Source organism: Pseudomonas sp. TMW22091 (assembly GCF_022496705.1).
Classification (GTDB): Bacteria; Pseudomonadota; Gammaproteobacteria; order Pseudomonadales; family Pseudomonadaceae; genus Aquipseudomonas; species Aquipseudomonas saxonica.
In genome coordinates this window covers 40,213-55,854 of sequence record NZ_SCFI01000002.1, presented here as the reverse complement: position 1 = coordinate 55,854, position 15,642 = coordinate 40,213, and the positions used below count along the sequence as shown (strand labels likewise).

Genomic DNA, 15,642 nt, shown 5'->3' with positions numbered 1-15,642 from the left:
GCATGAAACGTACACCTCATCTACTCGCCATCCAATCTCACGTGGTTTTCGGCCATGCCGGAAATAGCGCTGCCGTGTTTCCTATGCAGCGCGTCGGGGTAAATGTCTGGCCCTTGAACACCGTACAGTTTTCCAACCACACGCAGTATGGCCAGTGGGCAGGTGAAGTGCTTGCCCCTGAGCAGATTCCGGCGTTGGTTGAGGGTATTGCGGCTATTGGCGAGTTGGGCAACTGTGATGCCGTTCTGTCCGGCTATTTGGGCAGTGCCGCTCAAGGTCGGGCAATTCTTAGTGGCGTAGCACGTATCAAATCAGTAAACCCGCATGCGTTATACCTCTGTGATCCGGTAATGGGGCACCCTGAAAAAGGTTGCATCGTAGCGCAGGAGGTCAGTGATTTTCTGCTTGAAGAGGCCGCTGCTATGGCCGACTTTCTGTGCCCTAATCAGTTGGAACTGGACAGCTTTTGCGGTCGTCACCCGCAATCTTTACTGGATTGCCTGGCGATGGCCCGCAGTTTGCTGTCACGCGGTCCCAAGGCGGTATTGGTGAAGCATTTGTCCTATCCCGGTAAGCCGACAGATAATTTCGAGATGCTGCTGGTGACCGCAGAGGGCAATTGGCACTTGACCCGTCCATTGCTGGCGTTTCCGCGTCAGCCTGTGGGTGTAGGCGATCTGACCTCTGGGTTGTTTTTAGCGCGTGTGTTGCTAGGCGACAGCCTTGTGGCTGCATTTGAATTTACCGCCGCTGCGGTGCATGAGGTCTTGCTGGAGACTCAGGCCTGCACCAGCTATGAGTTGCAACTGGTGCGTGCTCAGGACCGTATCGCTCATCCGCGAGTGCGGTTTGAGGCAGTACCTATCAACCTGTAGAGAGGCGAATCGGACTGTAGGGAGCGACTGTGTTCGCACCCTACAAAGAGTTTTTACATCGTGTCGTCTTTCAATTCCTGATAGCGTTTTTCCAGCTCTTGACGGATCTGGCGACGCTGTTTGCCCTGAATAAAGCGGCGTTTGTCTTCGCTGTTTACGGGTTGCAAGGGCGGCACGGCAGCGGGTTTACGATCGTCGTCCACGGACACCATAGTGAAAAAGCAGCTATTGGTGTGGCGTACAGAGCGTTCACGAATATTTTCAGTAACGACTTTAATGCCGACTTCCATCGAGGTGTTGCCGGTGTAATTGACCGACGCCAGGAAGGTCACTAGCTCGCCGACGTGAATAGGCTCGCGAAATATCACTTGGTCTACTGACAAAGTGACCACATAACGGCCGGCATAGCGGCTGGCGCAGGCGTAAGCGACTTCGTCGAGGTACTTGAGCAGGGTTCCGCCGTGAACATTGCCTGAAAAGTTGGCCATGTCCGGGGTCATCAAGACCGTCATCGAGAGTTGGGCGTTTCCGGGTTCCATAGCAGCAGGCTCGCGGTAGTGTTGCAGCATTGAAATGGGTACCTCTGCGGATACTTGTCGAGTTTTGAAACAGTCATTAACGGGACGTTGTTGCTTTAGCAGCCGTCACGCTCATCTGTATCTGTTTCCATATATTGCACTGCCTTTCTAGAAGAAGTCGCGGTGTTAACCTGCAAAAGCCCGATAAGCGGGTAATTCCTACAACACAAACGGTCTATACACACAGTCATAAAGACTGCGTCCGACGTTCTGTGGCAGCGAAACACTCAAAAGGAGCACCACGCCATGCATGCCATCAGTTTTATTCAGGATCTGGCAGTGATCATGCTGGTCGCAGGTGTGGTGACAATTCTTTTTCACCGCTTCAAGCAACCCGTGGTGCTTGGCTACATTGTGGCCGGATTTATTATTGGCCCACATACCCCGCCTTTTGGCTTGATTCATGATGAGCAAACGATCAAGACCCTTGCCGAACTGGGGGTGATTTTCCTGATGTTTTGCCTGGGCCTGGAGTTCAGCCTTCGCAAGCTATTCAAGGTGGGGGCCACGGCTTTCATCGCAGCGTTCATGGAAATTACGCTGATGATCTGGATTGGCTACGAAATTGGCCGCTGGTTCGATTGGAACACCATGGACTCGCTGTTTTTGGGCGCGATCTTGGCCATCTCTTCGACCACGATCATCGTTAAGGCCCTTAATGACCTCAAGATGAAAAACGAGCGCTTTGCGCAGCTGATTTTTGGCGTGTTGATCGTTGAGGATATTTTGGGCATCGGAATAATTGCGTTGCTGTCGAGTATTGCGGTGAGCGGAAGCGTGAGCCCTGAAGAGGTTTTTTCGACCGTCGGTAAACTTTCTTTATTCATGATTGTGGCATTGGTCATAGGCATTTTGCTGGTGCCAAGGGTGCTGGCATATGTGGCCCGCTTCGAAAGCAATGAGATGCTGTTGATCACCGTGCTAGGCCTGTGTTTTGGCTTTTGCCTGTTGGTGGTCAAGCTGGAATACAGCATGGTGCTCGGCGCGTTTTTGATCGGCGCTATCATGGCTGAATCACGACAACTGCTGAAAATCGAGCGCCTGATCGAGCCTGTGCGGGATCTATTCAGTGCGATTTTCTTTGTCGCGATAGGCCTCATGCTCGACCCGGTCATTCTGTGGGAGTACGCCCTGCCAATACTGGTCATCACCTGTGCGGTGGTCCTGGGCAAGATGCTTTCTTGCGGGTTGGGAGCCTTTATCGCCGGTAATGACGGGCGCACCTCGTTGCGAGTCGGGATGGGGCTGTCGCAGATTGGCGAATTTTCTTTCATCATCGCAGCGCTGGGTATGACATTGCAGGTCACCAGCAGCTTTCTGTACCCCGTAGCGGTCGCTGTGTCCGTGTTGACGACCCTGATGACCCCTTACTTGATTCGTGCCGCAGACCCGCTCTCGCTCAAGCTGGCGCAGGTCATGCCCAAGCGTGTGTCTCGGGTTTTGGGGATGTACGGCGAATGGCTTCGCAGTATTCAGCCGCAGGGGCAGGGCGCGCTTCTGGCTGCCATGATCCGCAAAATTCTGCTGCAGGTTGGGGTTAACCTGGCGTTGGTGATCGCTATTTTCTTTGCCGGTGGGTATTTCGCGCCAAGAATCGCCGAGTATTTACAGGGTTGGATGATTAAATCGAGCTGGCAACACGGGCTGATCTGGGGAGCTGCCTTGTTGTTGTCATTGCCGTTCCTGATAGCGGCTTATCGCAAGCTCAAGGCGCTTTCGATGTTGCTGGCAGAGATGGGGGTCAAGCCGGAAATGGCAGGGCGCCATACACAACGAGTACGTCGGATCATTGCTGAAGTCATCCCGATCCTCTCGTTGCTGGTGATTTTTCTACTGTTGTCAGCGTTGTCGGCCAGTATTTTGCCCACCAATGAGTTGCTGATCGGGATTGCGGTTGTGGCGGCGGGGGTTGCTGCGGTGTTGTGGCGCTGGTTTATTCGGGTTCATACGCGCATGCAGGTGGCGTTGCTGGAGACGCTTGATAACCATAAAGAGGGCGGCCATTGATGGTGCCCTGCGCTCTGTAGAAGCGAGCAAGCTCACGGTCGTGTTGCGGGAGCCTTGCGCTCGTTTCTACAGAGTTTCACTGCATGCAGGTATCAGCTTTCCAGCCAGACATCCCGGGCCCAGTGCCAGACCGATTCCCAAGTTTCTTCGGTCACCAGTTCTTCTTCGCCAGACCACAGCACCACAGTGCCGTCTTCTTCAACACAGTAGTAGTCGTCGCCGTCCTGACAAATCGGGATCAGTTCGCGGGGCACGCCCAGATCCCATGCAGTGGCTGCCACTTCAGGCAGGTAGGTATGGGACTGTGGATCCGTCACGGTAACGGGCTCCAGGCTGCCATACACCACGTCGCTGACGGTCAGCAAAAACTCTTTGAAGACAAACGGAATATCGATGAACAGTTGTTCTTCGATTTCTACCAGTTGGTCTTCATCTGGCAGTTCCAGGGGAACCGGCACAGGCTCATTCTTTTCACGTAGTTCTTCGATGATCTCTTCCACGACCTCTATCCTCATACTCTATGGCGCGGTTTTATAAGACGCGCTTTATACAGTAGCTTGTTATAAGTGCAATCGTGAAATGCAAAGCCCCGGACAAGTCCGGGGCTTTGATTACAACATGTGATATGCGCAGATCAGCCGTTTTGGCGGATACCGGCCACCAGCCAAGGCTGGTTCTCACCTTGCTGGCGCTCCATGTTCCAGCTCTCGCTGAAAGCTTCGCCCTGATCAAAACGCGATGTTTTCGAAATACCGCTGAATGTCAGTGTGGCGATGGTCTTGTCGGCGCGATCATCCAGGCCGTCCAGTTGCACGGTCAGGTTGTCGATGTAGGTGGACTGGAAGCCATCACCCAGATCAGCGCGCTCACGCTTGAGGAAATCAAGCATTTGCGGTGTAACAAACTCGGCGATTTTATCCATTTCGTTGGCATCCCAATGCTGCTGCAGGGACTGGAAATGGTTACGTGCAGCGTCCAGGAAGTTCTGCTCATTGAACCAGGCCGGAGCATTGATCACCGGGCGTGCTGCCGGGGCGGCTGAACCACCGCCGAAGATCGACGAAGTGGCTGGCTTGGCATCGAACACTTCCCGTTGCATCGAGGCTGGGCCCGCTGGAGCCATCATGTCAGCCGCCTGGTGCTTGCGGCGACGGGCGGCAATGAAGCGGAAGATCAGGAAGGCAATGACCGCCATGATCAAGATGTCGAAGAACTGCATGCCCTGGAAGCCACCGCCCATGAACATGGATGCAAGCAGGCCACCGGCAGCGAGGCCAGCCAGAGGGCCTAACCAGCGCGAAGCACCACCGGCTTTAGCGGCAGCGCCTGCAGCAGCAGGGGCTGCAGCGGGTGCGGCTTGACGAGTTTGGTGGCTAGGGGCCGAGCCAAAGCTTTTGCCACCGCCAAAGCGTTTGGCGTTAGCGTCGAGGCTCATCGTTAAACCGATGCACAACGCCATGGCGATGCTAAGAAAACGTTTCATAAAGGGAATTCCCATTTGTGGATGACACGCGCGCCATGTTGCACAGGTGAAGGTTGGCTGGCTAGCGGTGAAGTGTTTCGGGCTTTTGCCTAATAGCGTGTAGGAGACTTCTGTTTAATCTGTAGTCGATGTCTCTGGCATCCCAGCCAAAGCCAGTGAAGCTACAAAAGGTTTAGCGTTTTAACGCCAGTAGCACGACACCCCCTGTAATCAGTCCGATGCCGGCCCATTGTCGCAGGTCGAGTTTTTCACCCAAAAGCAGTACGCCAATGATAGCCACCAGCACCACGCTAAGCTTGTCCACAGGCGCAACCAGTGACGCTGGGCCCAGTTTCAAGGCGCGGAAATAGCACAGCCATGACGCTCCTGTCGCCAATCCTGATAGCAGCAGGAACAGATAGCTGCGCCCGGAAATTGAACTCAACGACTGGTATTGGCCCGTGGCATAAACAATCAACGCCAAACTGGCCAGTACCACGACGGTGCGTAGTAACGTGGCGAAATCAGAATTGACATGCTCGATACCCACCTTGGCAAAAATCGCAGTCAGCGCCGCAAAGGTGGCCGACAGGAGGGCCCAGAATGTCCAGGAAGAAAAGAAACCTGAGCCCATATTACCCACCTTATCGTCAGCTAGCTGTCCCGCGGCTGTCAGACCGCTTCAAGTTTGGCGTAGCCCATCATTAGCCACTTGCTGCCTTCCGGGAAGTTCACTTGAACCCGTGCCTGGGCGCCAGCGCCTTCGAAATTCAGGATCACGCCTTCGCCGAACACCGCGTGACGGACCAGTTGACCCAGCTTGAACTCGGTTTCGGGAATATCCGAACCGCCAAACAAGGTGCTGGCGCTTTGCTTCTGACCGCCGCCGAAAGGACGGCTGACACTGTTGGACAAGCGAACTTCCTGTATCAACCCTTTTGGTATCTCGCGCACGAAGCGTGAAACCTTGTTGTAGGTTTCACTGCCGTAGAGGCGACGGGTTTCAGCATAGGTCATCACCAGGTTTTGCATCGCGCGGGTGATGCCGACATAGGCCAGACGGCGTTCCTCTTCAAGGCGGCCGGGTTCTTCAAGGCTCATCTTGTGCGGGAACAGGCCCTCTTCCATGCCCACAAGAAACACATACGGGAACTCCAGGCCTTTTGCGCTGTGCAGCGTCATCAACTGGATACCGTCTTCGTGTTCTTCTGCCTGAGTGTCGCCAGCCTCCAGTGATGCGTGGCCAAGGAATGCGGCTAATGGCGAGAGCTCTTCGTCTTCTTCGTTGTTCTCGAAGTTACGTGCAGCGCTGACCAGCTCCTCAAGGTTTTCTACCCGGGCTTGGCCTTTTTCGCCCTTTTCGGCTTGATGGTAGGCAATGAGACCGCTTTGCTCGATCACTGTTTGAGTCATCAGGTGCAGCGGCATCTCCATGACTTTTGCAGCGAGGCCTTCGATCAGCTCAATAAAGCCTGCGATGGCGCCCGAAGCGCGACCAGGCAACGCTTTATTAGCGATGAGCTGGCGCATGGCTTCCCACATGGACACATCACTGTGACGGGCGTGCTCACGAATGGCTTCAACTGTTTTTTCGCCGATCCCGCGAGCCGGAACGTTAATGACTCGTTCCAGTGCCGCGTCGTTGCCACGGCCCTCAAGCAGTCGCATGTAGGCCATGGCATTTTTGATTTCAGCACGTTCAAAGAAGCGCTGACCGCCATAAATACGGTACGGAATACGTTCGCGAAGTAACGCTTCTTCCAGCACCCGTGATTGGGCGTTGGAACGGTACAAAATGGCGATGTCTTTATGAGCCAGGCCCGTTTTCAGGGCGCTTTCAATGGTTTCGACGACGTAGCGCGCTTCATCGTGTTCGTTGAAAGCCGCGTACAAATTAATCGCTTCGCCTTCGCCGCCATCCGTCCACAGTTCTTTACCCATGCGCCCACTGTTGTTGGCAATCAGGGCGTTGGCCGCTTTAAGAATGCCAGCAGTTGAACGGTAGTTCTGTTCCAGACGAATGGTTTCCGCATCCGGGAAGTCAGTGGAGTATTGGTAGATATTTTCAATCTTCGCGCCACGCCATCCGTAGATCGACTGATCGTCATCGCCCACGACCATCAAGCTGTCGCCGCCTTGTGCCAACAGACGCAGCCACGCGTATTGCACGGCGTTGGTGTCCTGGAACTCGTCCACCAGAATGTGCCGGAAGCGTTTCTGGTAGTGCGCCAGTAAGCCTGGGTTATCACGCCACAGATCCAGGGCGCGCAGGAGCAGTTCAGAGAAATCAATCACGCCTGCCCGCTGGCACGCAACCTCATAGGCCTCGTAAATGCTGCGCATGGTGGCCAGGAATAAATCACCACTGGCTTGAATGTGTTGTGGGCGCAGGCCTTCATCTTTTTGGCCGTTGATGAACCATTGCGCCTGCCGCACAGGCCAGCGCTGTTCGTCCAGCCCCAGTTCACGGATCACCCGTTTGACCAAGCGTTGTTGGTCATCGCTGTCGAGAATCTGGAACGTCTGGCTCAGACCGGCTTCCTGCCAATGAGCACGCAGCAGGCGGTGTGCCAGGCCGTGGAAAGTACCCACCCACATACCGGCCGGGTTGATACCCATAAGCTGTTCGATGCGGTGGCGCATCTCGGCAGCGGCCTTGTTGGTGAAGGTCACCGACAGCACTGAGTGCGGGGACGCGTTTTCGACCTGGATTAACCAAGCGATACGGTGCACCAGCACACGGGTTTTGCCGGAACCTGCGCCGGCCAGAACCAACTGACGCCCGACACTGGCCGTGACGGCCTGACGTTGGGCATCGTTGAGAGAATTTAACAAGAGAGAGAGATCATCGCGCATCTGAGCATTCTAGGGCGCGCGGCCAACCCCGGCAAACCCCAATGCCGATCGGCCCCGCCTTATTTTGTCGTCCGTAAGGCTGTTTATATGAACAGTCATACAGAGGGGTATGCCTTTATTTGAATAGTTTGGGGGAATTGGATCCATTCATAAGCGTTTTATCCCGTTTGGACATATGCATTGCTTGTGTATGCTCGGGGGTACTTTTAGTCACCCTCTTATAAGAATTATGCTGATGATTCAGGGTTTTAGCTCGCTGGGTACTTCTTTCGGCATAGGCGCTGGGTGTTTGCTGTCCTTAGGCGCTGTTCTTGTCTGGCAAGTCAAAAAACGCTATGTCGCAGGGAATGCGCAGCAACAAAAACTCTTGGATGATCTGCAACTCGCCAATGCTCGCAGCGAGCAATTAAACGCTGTGCTTGCACGAGAAATAGAGCAACGGCGTTTAGCGGCCACTGTGTTTGAAGCGGCCAGTGAAGGCATCGTTATTCTTGATCCGGCTTACACCATACTGGCCGTCAACCAGGCATTTAGCCGTATCAGTGGTTATTCGGTTGAGGAGTTGGTTGGGCATCGAGTGATTGAACTGGCGTGTGGTCGCGACGCCTTTCGGCATTCTCTGACAATTCAAGGCTCGCTAGATCTGCAGGACAGTTGGCAGGGTGAGTTAGTTGAAGCCCGTAAAAACGGCGAGCTTTACCCGCAATGGTTACAACTCAAAGTGGTACGCGATGGCGCCGATACAATCAGCCATATCGTGGCATTCATAAGTGATCTTTCGGCGCGACGAATTTCTGAAGAGCGAGTGCGGCATCTCACTCATTTTGATGAACTGACGGGGCTGGCCAACCGCCTTTTGTTTAAAGAGCGCCTTGAAGAAGCCAATCAACGTTCGCGACCAGGTTCAAGCAGCCTCGCATTGCTGCACATCGACCTAGACCGTTTCAAACGACTCAATGACAGCCTTGGGCATGAGCTGGCCGACCAAGTGCTGCAACACGTCGCTGAGCGCATGAAAAAGGCCATGCCCGAGGCCGACACCATTGCGCGATTATCCGGCGACGAATTTGCGGTGTTGTTTGACACCTATGGCAGCTTGACCAGCTTGGCGCGTGTCACTACCCGACTGTTAAGCAAGCTTGGCAGACCACTGATGATCGACGGCCATGAATTGGTGATCAGTGCATCAATTGGCATCAGCTTAATGAATGACAGCGCTCGTGACAGTGCGATGTTGGTCAATCAGGCCAGCCAAGCCATGCAGCAAGCCAAGCACATAGGCGGCGGTACTTTTCAATTTTTCAGTCATAGCTTGCAACACGGCACACTTGAGCGATTTCAGCTGGAAAATCAGTTGCGCAAGGCGATTGTCGAAGACCAGCTCAACGTGTTCTACCAGCCAAAGTTATGCTTGAAAACCGGTCGTCTGCATGCCGCTGAAGCGTTGGTGCGTTGGGACCATCCACAGTTGGGCAGCGTGCCTCCCAGCGACTTTATCGCACTGGCTGAAGAAACCGGGCTGATAGCTGCCATTGGCGAGTTCGTACTTCGTGAAGCCTGTCGACAGGCGTGTGAATGGCAGCGCGCAGGGCTGGCGCCGATACGGGTATCGGTGAACTTGTCGGGGCATCAGTTACGTCAAGGCAAGCTGGTCAGTCAGGTGCGACAAGTCCTTGAAGAAACCGGGCTGGCGCCGCACTGTCTTGAGCTTGAATTAACCGAAAGTCAGTTGCTGGATAATGTCGAAAGCGTAATTGTGGCCTTTCAACAGTTGCATGAGCTGGGGGTAAAGCTGGCGATTGATGATTTTGGCACCGGGTATTCGTCGCTCAGCTATCTCAAACGATTTGCTGTCGACTATGTGAAGATCGATAAGACCTTCATTCGCGGTGTAGGGCGTTGCAGTGAAGACGATGCAATTACCATTGCAATTATTGCGATGGCCCACAGCCTCGACCTGCAAGTGGTTGCCGAAGGGGTTGAAGACGAGACCCAGCTCGCGTTTCTTAAGCATCAGCAGTGTGACGAAGTTCAGGGGTACTTGATCAGCCGACCGGTTAACGCAACGGCTTTGGGCGATTTATTGCGCTGCGGTGTCGTTATTTTGTAGTGCTCAAAAGTGCGGCTTCACAGGGGGTACGGGTTTTTAGGTGACGTATTGGTTGGGCAAAAAGCGAATTCTTGTAGTATAACTACAAGATTGCTACATCCCCGGCGCCTGCCGCTTACAGACCGAGTCCAGTCATTTGAACCTGCTGCAACATATCGCCCAGTCACGCCACCTGTTACGTAAATCGGAACTCAAGGTTGCCGATCACGTGCTGCTTGATCCTGCGGCTGTAATGCACAGTTCCATGGCAGACCTTGCGCATAGCGTCGGAATCAGCGAACCCACTATCGTGCGTTTTTGCCGTGCGATAGGTTGTTCAGGGTTTCAGGATCTAAAACTCAAGCTTGCGCAAAGCTTGGCTGCGGGTGCCAGTTTTGGCCAATTTGCGATCCATGAAGACGATTCGGTTGCTGATTACAGCCTGAAAATCTTTGACACGACGTTGCACACGTTAATGGACGTGCGCGAGAAGCTTGACCCGGTTGCATTGCAAAGAGCCGTGACGGCCATGTCGCAAGCTCAACGTGTTGAGTTTTATGGTTTTGGAGCCTCGGGTGCTGTCGCAGCAGATGCTCAACACAAGTTCTTTCGCCTGTTACTGACGGCGGCTGCGTATTCTGACCCCCACATGCAAGCTATGTCGGCTGTGACGTTAAAGCCTACCGACGTGGCGATCTGTATTTCTCAGTCAGGCCGCTCCAAGGATTTGCTGATTTCCGCCAACCTGGTTCGCGAGAGTGGCGCTACGTTGATTACGTTATGTCCTAGCCAAACACCCTTGGCTGAACTGGCGACCATCAACCTTGCTATTGATGTGCATGAAGACACCGAAATCTATACTCCGTTGACCTCTCGTATTGCCCACCTGGTGGTGATTGATGTGCTGGCGATGGGCGTTGCCATGGCTCGCGGGCCGAGCTTGGTCAACCACCTCAAAAGCGTTAAACGTAGCCTTCGCAGTTTGCGCTTGTCGCCTAAATCGCTAAAAAGCCACGAAGATTAATCGCACGTAGCCGTCTCCCAAAGGGAGAGGGCTAGGGTGAGGGGATTTGGATTCAGCGTTCATTCCCCTGTCATCTCTTCTTCGCAATGCCGTCACAAACAAAGCGCATCGTAAAGCTCCCGTACACGCCTTGGGAGACTCGAAATGGCCCAGCCTTACGAAGAACGCAACAGCGCCGTCAAAACCCGCCGTCAGCAAGAAGACCAGCGCCGCATGGCTTTTCGTCGCGCGATCGAAGACCGTACGGACCAGCGTCAGCTGCGTCTGGAAACAGCCGATTACCCCGATCTCAACGGTCTCAATTACTGGCATACCGCCCCGGCAACTGACCGTCGAAGCGCTCAACCAACGCGCTGATTTGCTGGCGCTCCGTGCGTATAAATCCCAGAAATGCATGCGCCACGGGAGACAGACGTTTCGCCTTGGCCTGCACCACACACCAACTGCGATACAGCGGTAACTCCTCAACCGGCAACTCACGCAACAGGCCGGTCGCCAGTTCCAGGCTGACGGCGTGGCGGGTTAACAGCGCCACGCCCAATCCTGCAACCGCGCATTCGCGCTGCGATTCGTTGGATGACACTTCAAGGGTTTGACCGAAGTGCACACGCTTTTCTTTGAAATACTCTTCACACGCCAAGCGCGTGCCCGAACCTTGCTCACGCATCAGCAAGGTATACGGCTCCAGGTCTTGCAAATGCAGCGACCCGCGCTCACACAGCGGATGATCAGCAGGCGCTACCGCGACAATCGGATTATTCAAAAACGGCAAAAACTCCAGGCCCATGTCTTGCGGCACCATCGACATGATCACCAAATCATCACGGTTATCCGAAAGCCGACGAACCGCCTGTGCCCGGTTGACCACTGTGAGCTGCAAATTAACCTCGGGATGCTGGCGCTTAAACGCTGCAAATAAATGCGGCACAAAATATTTTGCACTCGATTCGATGGCTAATTTCAACTGGCCCTGCAACGAACCCAGCATGTCCGATAACTGCATATCGAGATTTTCAAGCCGCCCAAAAATGTCACGACTGGCTAACTGAAGCGCTTCAGCGGCTTCGGTCATGTACAGCTTTTTGCCTACGTAATCGAATAATGGCTGACCAATCAGCTCTTCCAACTGACGAATTTGTAGACTTACGGCGGGTTGCGTCAGCGACATTTCCTCTGCTGCTCGGCTGTAAGAGCGCAAATCACAGACTTCATTGAAGATCTGTAATTGTCGAAAAGTTATACGCATCAATGACTTACGCATTTTATTGAAGTTATCCGAAGCAATAAGTTTTCTGACTATAAGTCTTTACTTATGCACGACCCAAGAATTATTGATTTTTGTTTATTGTTGCGTGGGTCTAGTGTGGCGACACAACGGTTCAGACACATTTGGACACGTGCCGACCTGGTCTAGCAGGTCGTTTGTTCCATGGGCTTTAGGGAAAATCCAAGTGATAAAAAAGATCCTGATCGCCAACCGCGGAGAAATTGCTGTCCGTATCGTGCGTGCTTGCGCCGAGATGGGCATTCGTTCCGTAGCGGTCTACTCCGAAGCGGACCGCCATGCTCTGCATGTAAAACGGGCCGACGAAGCGCATAGCATTGGCGAAGACCCGCTAGCCGGTTATCTGAATCCGCGCAAGCTAGTGAATCTGGCGGTTGAAACAGGCTGTGATGCGCTGCATCCGGGCTATGGTTTCCTGTCGGAAAACGCTGAACTGGCAGATATTTGCGCCGAGCGCGGAATCAAGTTCATCGGCCCAGCCGCAGAAGTTATCCGCCGCATGGGCGACAAAACTGAAGCGCGTCGCAGCATGATCAAGGCGGGTGTACCGGTTACGCCGGGCACTGAAGGCAACGTTGCCGACATTCATGAGGCCCTGCTTGAAGGCGAGCGCATTGGCTATCCGGTCATGCTCAAGGCCACGTCAGGTGGTGGCGGTCGTGGGATTCGTCGTTGCAACAGCCGTGAAGAGCTGGAGCAAGCCTTTCCACGCGTGATCTCTGAAGCGACCAAAGCGTTCGGTTCGGCTGAAGTATTTCTCGAAAAATGCATCGTCAACCCTAAGCACATCGAAGCGCAGATTCTCGGTGACAGCTTTGGCAACGTGGTGCACCTGTTCGAGCGCGACTGCTCGATCCAGCGGCGTAACCAAAAGCTCATCGAAATTGCTCCAAGCCCTCAACTGACCCCGGAACAGCGCGCCTATATCGGTGACCTGTCAGTGCGTGCAGCCAAGGCAGTGGGTTACGAGAATGCCGGTACTGTGGAGTTCCTGCTCGCCGAGGGCGAGGTGTACTTCATGGAGATGAACACACGGGTGCAGGTGGAACACACCATCACCGAAGAAATCACCGGCATCGACATTGTTCGTGAGCAGATTCGCATCGCCTCTGGCCTGCCTCTCTCGATCAAGCAAGAAGATATTCAGCACCGTGGGTTTGCCCTGCAATTCAGGATTAACGCTGAAGACCCGAAAAACAACTTCCTGCCCAGCTTCGGCAAGATCACCCGTTACTACGCCCCCGGCGGGCCTGGCGTGCGTACCGACACGGCGATCTATACCGGCTACACCATCCCGCCGTACTACGACTCTATGTGTCTCAAACTGGTGGTATGGGCGCTGACGTGGGAAGAAGCGATGGACCGTGGTTTGCGCGCCCTCGACGACATGCGTCTGCAAGGGGTCAAAACCACTGCCGCGTACTACCAGGAAATCCTGCGTAACCCGGAATTTCGTAGTGGCCAGTTCAACACCAGCTTCGTAGAAAGCCACCCGGAACTGACCAATTACTCGATCAAGCGCAAACCCGAAGAGCTGGCTCTGGCCATCGCTGCTGCCATTGCCGCCCACGCAGGCCTGTGAGGAATACAACAATGTCTAAAAAGATTTTCGTTACCGACACCATCCTGCGTGACGCCCATCAGTCGCTGCTGGCCACTCGCATGCGTACCGAAGACATGCTGCCGATTTGCGACAAGCTCGACAAAGTCGGCTACTGGTCGCTTGAAGTGTGGGGCGGCGCGACCTTTGACGCCTGTGTACGTTTTCTGAAAGAAGACCCGTGGGAGCGTCTGCGCCAACTGCGTGCGGCATTGCCTAACACTCGTCTGCAAATGCTGCTGCGCGGTCAGAACCTGCTGGGCTATCGCCATTACAGCGACGACGTCGTTAAAGCATTCGTCGCTAAAGCGGCTGTCAACGGCATCGACGTCTTCCGCATCTTCGATGCCATGAACGACGTGCGTAACCTGCGTGTAGCCATTGAAGCTGTCAAAGCCGCTGGCAAGCACGCTCAGGGCACCATCGCCTACACCACCAGCCCGGTGCACACCGTTGAAGCGTTTGTGGCTCAGGCCAAGCAAATGGAAGCCATGGGTTGCGACTCGATCGCGATCAAAGACATGGCTGGCCTGCTCACACCGTTCGCCACGGGCGATCTGGTTAAAGCACTGAAAGCTGAAGTCAGCCTGCCGATCTTCATCCACTCCCACGACACGGCCGGTCTGGCGAGCATGTGCCAGCTCAAGGCCATCGAGAACGGCGCTGATCACATCGATACCGCGATCTCCAGCTTTGCGTGGGGCACCAGCCACCCGGGCACTGAGTCCATGGTTGCGGCCCTTAAGGGCAGCGAATACGACACCGGCATCGACTTGGCGCTGTTGCAGGAAATTGGCCTGTATTTCTATGCCGTGCGTAAGAAATACCATCAGTTCGAAAGCGAATTCACCGCTGTCGACACTCGCGTACAAGTGAACCAGGTGCCGGGCGGGATGATCTCCAACCTCGCCAACCAGCTCAAAGAGCAGGGCGCTCTGAACCGCATGAGCGAAGTGCTGGCCGAGATCCCGCGTGTGCGTGAAGACCTGGGCTTCCCACCGCTGGTAACACCGACCTCACAAATCGTGGGCACTCAAGCGTTCTTCAACGTTTTGGCAGGTGAGCGCTACAAAACCATCACCAACGAAGTGAAGCTTTACCTGCAAGGCGGCTACGGCAAGGCGCCGGGCGTTGTGAACGAACAACTGCGTCGTCAGGCCATTGGTAACGAAGAGCTGATCGACGTACGTCCGGCTGATCTGCTCAAGCCAGAAATGGTCAAACTGCGTGCCGAAATTGGAGCGCTGGCCAAGTCCGAAGAAGACGTCCTGACCTTCGCCATGTTCCCGGACATCGGTCGCAAGTTTTTGGAAGAACGAGCGGCGGGCATCCTGACTCCCGAAGTGCTGCTGCCTATTCCTGAGGCGGGTGGCGTGAGCAAGGCGGGCGGCGAAGGCGTACCGACCGAATTCGTGATCGACGTGCACGGCGAAAGCTACCGCGTCGACATCACCGGAGTAGGCGTCAAGGCAGAGGGCAAGCGTCACTTCTATCTGTCGATCGATGGCATGCCAGAAGAGGTGGTGTTTGAGCCGCTCAACGAATTCGTGGGGGGCAGCTCGAGCAAGCGCAAGCAGGCCAGCGAGCCAGGCCACGTCAGCACGGCCATGCCAGGCAATATCGTCGATGTGCTGGTCAGTGTGGGCGATACGGTCAAGGCTGGCCAATCGGTACTGATCACCGAAGCCATGAAGATGGAGACCGAAGTACAGGCCGCCATTGCCGGCAAAATCATCACCATCCATGTCATCAAAGGCGACCGCGTTAACCCGGGCGAAATTCTGATCGAAATCGAAGCCTGATACTGCCTTTGATACAAACGCTTTAAACCTCGGGGGAGCATGTGCTCCCCTTTTTTTTGCCTGT

General features: G+C 54.6%; 12 protein-coding genes and 1 pseudogene. 7 read left to right on the top strand and 6 right to left on the bottom strand.

Features of this window, described 5'->3' with window-relative positions:
* Nucleotides 1–2 precede the first annotated feature (2 nt).
* Nucleotides 3–875 carry a pyridoxal kinase PdxY gene (gene pdxY, locus EQV93_RS03945; RefSeq protein ID WP_122783526.1) on the top strand — a complete coding sequence of 291 codons (873 nt, stop codon included), beginning with the start codon at nt 3–5 and terminating at the stop codon, nt 873–875.
* Nucleotides 876–928: 53 nt separating this feature from the next.
* Here pdxY and EQV93_RS03940 read toward each other — a convergent pair whose 3' ends face one another.
* Entirely contained in the window at nt 929–1,414 is a 486-nt protein-coding gene (locus EQV93_RS03940; RefSeq protein WP_122783579.1) for an acyl-CoA thioesterase, read from the bottom strand.
* A 285-nt stretch (nt 1,415–1,699) separates the two neighbouring features.
* Here EQV93_RS03940 and EQV93_RS03935 point away from each other — a divergent pair, with 285 nt between their 5' ends.
* The gene (locus tag EQV93_RS03935; protein WP_122783527.1) at nt 1,700–3,460 is read left to right on the top strand and encodes a cation:proton antiporter; all 1,761 of its coding nucleotides are present in this window, start codon (nt 1,700–1,702) and stop codon (nt 3,458–3,460) included.
* Between the two features lie 92 nt (nt 3,461–3,552).
* On the opposite strand, the gene EQV93_RS03930 is transcribed toward EQV93_RS03935, so the two are convergent.
* From EQV93_RS03930 to uvrD, 4 genes are all read right to left on the bottom strand, one after another.
* Entirely contained in the window at nt 3,553–3,960 is a 408-nt protein-coding gene (locus EQV93_RS03930) for an SMI1/KNR4 family protein (protein WP_122783528.1), read from the bottom strand.
* A gap of 134 nt (nt 3,961–4,094) precedes the next feature.
* Nucleotides 4,095–4,943: a Tim44 domain-containing protein gene (locus EQV93_RS03925; RefSeq protein ID WP_146385760.1), complete on the bottom strand. Its 849-nt coding sequence runs from the start codon at nt 4,941–4,943 to the stop codon at nt 4,095–4,097.
* A gap of 172 nt (nt 4,944–5,115) precedes the next feature.
* Complete coding sequence (locus EQV93_RS03920) at nt 5,116–5,556, bottom strand: EamA family transporter (RefSeq protein ID WP_122783530.1); 441 nt, start codon at nt 5,554–5,556, stop codon at nt 5,116–5,118.
* A gap of 38 nt (nt 5,557–5,594) precedes the next feature.
* On the bottom strand, nt 5,595–7,778 hold the full coding sequence (uvrD, locus tag EQV93_RS03915; RefSeq protein ID WP_122783531.1) for a DNA helicase II: 2,184 nt from the start codon (nt 7,776–7,778) through the stop codon (nt 5,595–5,597).
* A gap of 433 nt (nt 7,779–8,211) precedes the next feature.
* On the opposite strand from uvrD, the pseudogene EQV93_RS03910 reads away from it, so the two are divergent.
* From EQV93_RS03910 to EQV93_RS03900, 3 genes and pseudogenes are all read left to right on the top strand, one after another.
* Nucleotides 8,212–9,888 (top strand): annotated as a pseudogene (locus EQV93_RS03910) (putative bifunctional diguanylate cyclase/phosphodiesterase); the annotation flags it as partial.
* Between the two features lie 136 nt (nt 9,889–10,024).
* The gene (gene hexR, locus EQV93_RS03905) at nt 10,025–10,891 is read left to right on the top strand and encodes a transcriptional regulator HexR (RefSeq protein ID WP_122783533.1); all 867 of its coding nucleotides are present in this window, start codon (nt 10,025–10,027) and stop codon (nt 10,889–10,891) included.
* A 144-nt stretch (nt 10,892–11,035) separates the two neighbouring features.
* Nucleotides 11,036–11,248: a PA3496 family putative envelope integrity protein gene (locus EQV93_RS03900; protein WP_122783534.1), complete on the top strand. Its 213-nt coding sequence runs from the start codon at nt 11,036–11,038 to the stop codon at nt 11,246–11,248.
* Here the strand turns inward: EQV93_RS03900 and EQV93_RS03895 are convergent.
* Nucleotides 11,190–12,152: a LysR family transcriptional regulator gene (locus EQV93_RS03895; protein WP_122783535.1), complete on the bottom strand. Its 963-nt coding sequence runs from the start codon at nt 12,150–12,152 to the stop codon at nt 11,190–11,192. The two genes, EQV93_RS03900 and EQV93_RS03895, sit on opposite strands and share 59 nt — an antisense overlap.
* Nucleotides 12,153–12,342: 190 nt before the next feature.
* Here EQV93_RS03895 and EQV93_RS03890 point away from each other — a divergent pair, with 190 nt between their 5' ends.
* Together EQV93_RS03890 and oadA are read left to right on the top strand one after the other, a co-directional pair.
* Nucleotides 12,343–13,758 (top strand): acetyl-CoA carboxylase biotin carboxylase subunit, encoded by a 1,416-nt coding sequence (locus EQV93_RS03890; RefSeq protein WP_122783536.1) that lies wholly within the window; start codon nt 12,343–12,345, stop codon nt 13,756–13,758.
* An 11-nt stretch (nt 13,759–13,769) separates the two neighbouring features.
* Nucleotides 13,770–15,578 (top strand): sodium-extruding oxaloacetate decarboxylase subunit alpha, encoded by a 1,809-nt coding sequence (gene oadA / locus EQV93_RS03885; RefSeq protein WP_122783537.1) that lies wholly within the window; start codon nt 13,770–13,772, stop codon nt 15,576–15,578.
* Nucleotides 15,579–15,642 lie beyond the last annotated feature (64 nt).

Bases quoted from the DNA above. Each gene is read 5' to 3' on its own strand.
- pdxY (WP_122783526.1), top strand. From the start codon at position 3: ATGAAACGTACACCTCATCTACTCGCCATCCAATCTCACGTGGTTTTC.
- EQV93_RS03940 (WP_122783579.1), bottom strand. From the start codon at position 1,414: ATGGAACCCGGAAACGCCCAACTCTCGATGACGGTCTTGATGACCCCG.
- EQV93_RS03935 (WP_122783527.1), top strand. From the start codon at position 1,700: ATGCATGCCATCAGTTTTATTCAGGATCTGGCAGTGATCATGCTGGTC.
- EQV93_RS03925 (WP_146385760.1), bottom strand. From the start codon at position 4,943: ATGAAACGTTTTCTTAGCATCGCCATGGCGTTGTGCATCGGTTTAACG.
- EQV93_RS03920 (WP_122783530.1), bottom strand. From the start codon at position 5,556: ATGGGCTCAGGTTTCTTTTCTTCCTGGACATTCTGGGCCCTCCTGTCG.
- uvrD (WP_122783531.1), bottom strand. From the start codon at position 7,778: ATGCGCGATGATCTCTCTCTCTTGTTAAATTCTCTCAACGATGCCCAA.
- EQV93_RS03900 (WP_122783534.1), top strand. From the start codon at position 11,036: ATGGCCCAGCCTTACGAAGAACGCAACAGCGCCGTCAAAACCCGCCGT.
- EQV93_RS03895 (WP_122783535.1), bottom strand. From the start codon at position 12,152: ATGCGTAAGTCATTGATGCGTATAACTTTTCGACAATTACAGATCTTC.
- oadA (WP_122783537.1), top strand. From the start codon at position 13,770: ATGTCTAAAAAGATTTTCGTTACCGACACCATCCTGCGTGACGCCCAT.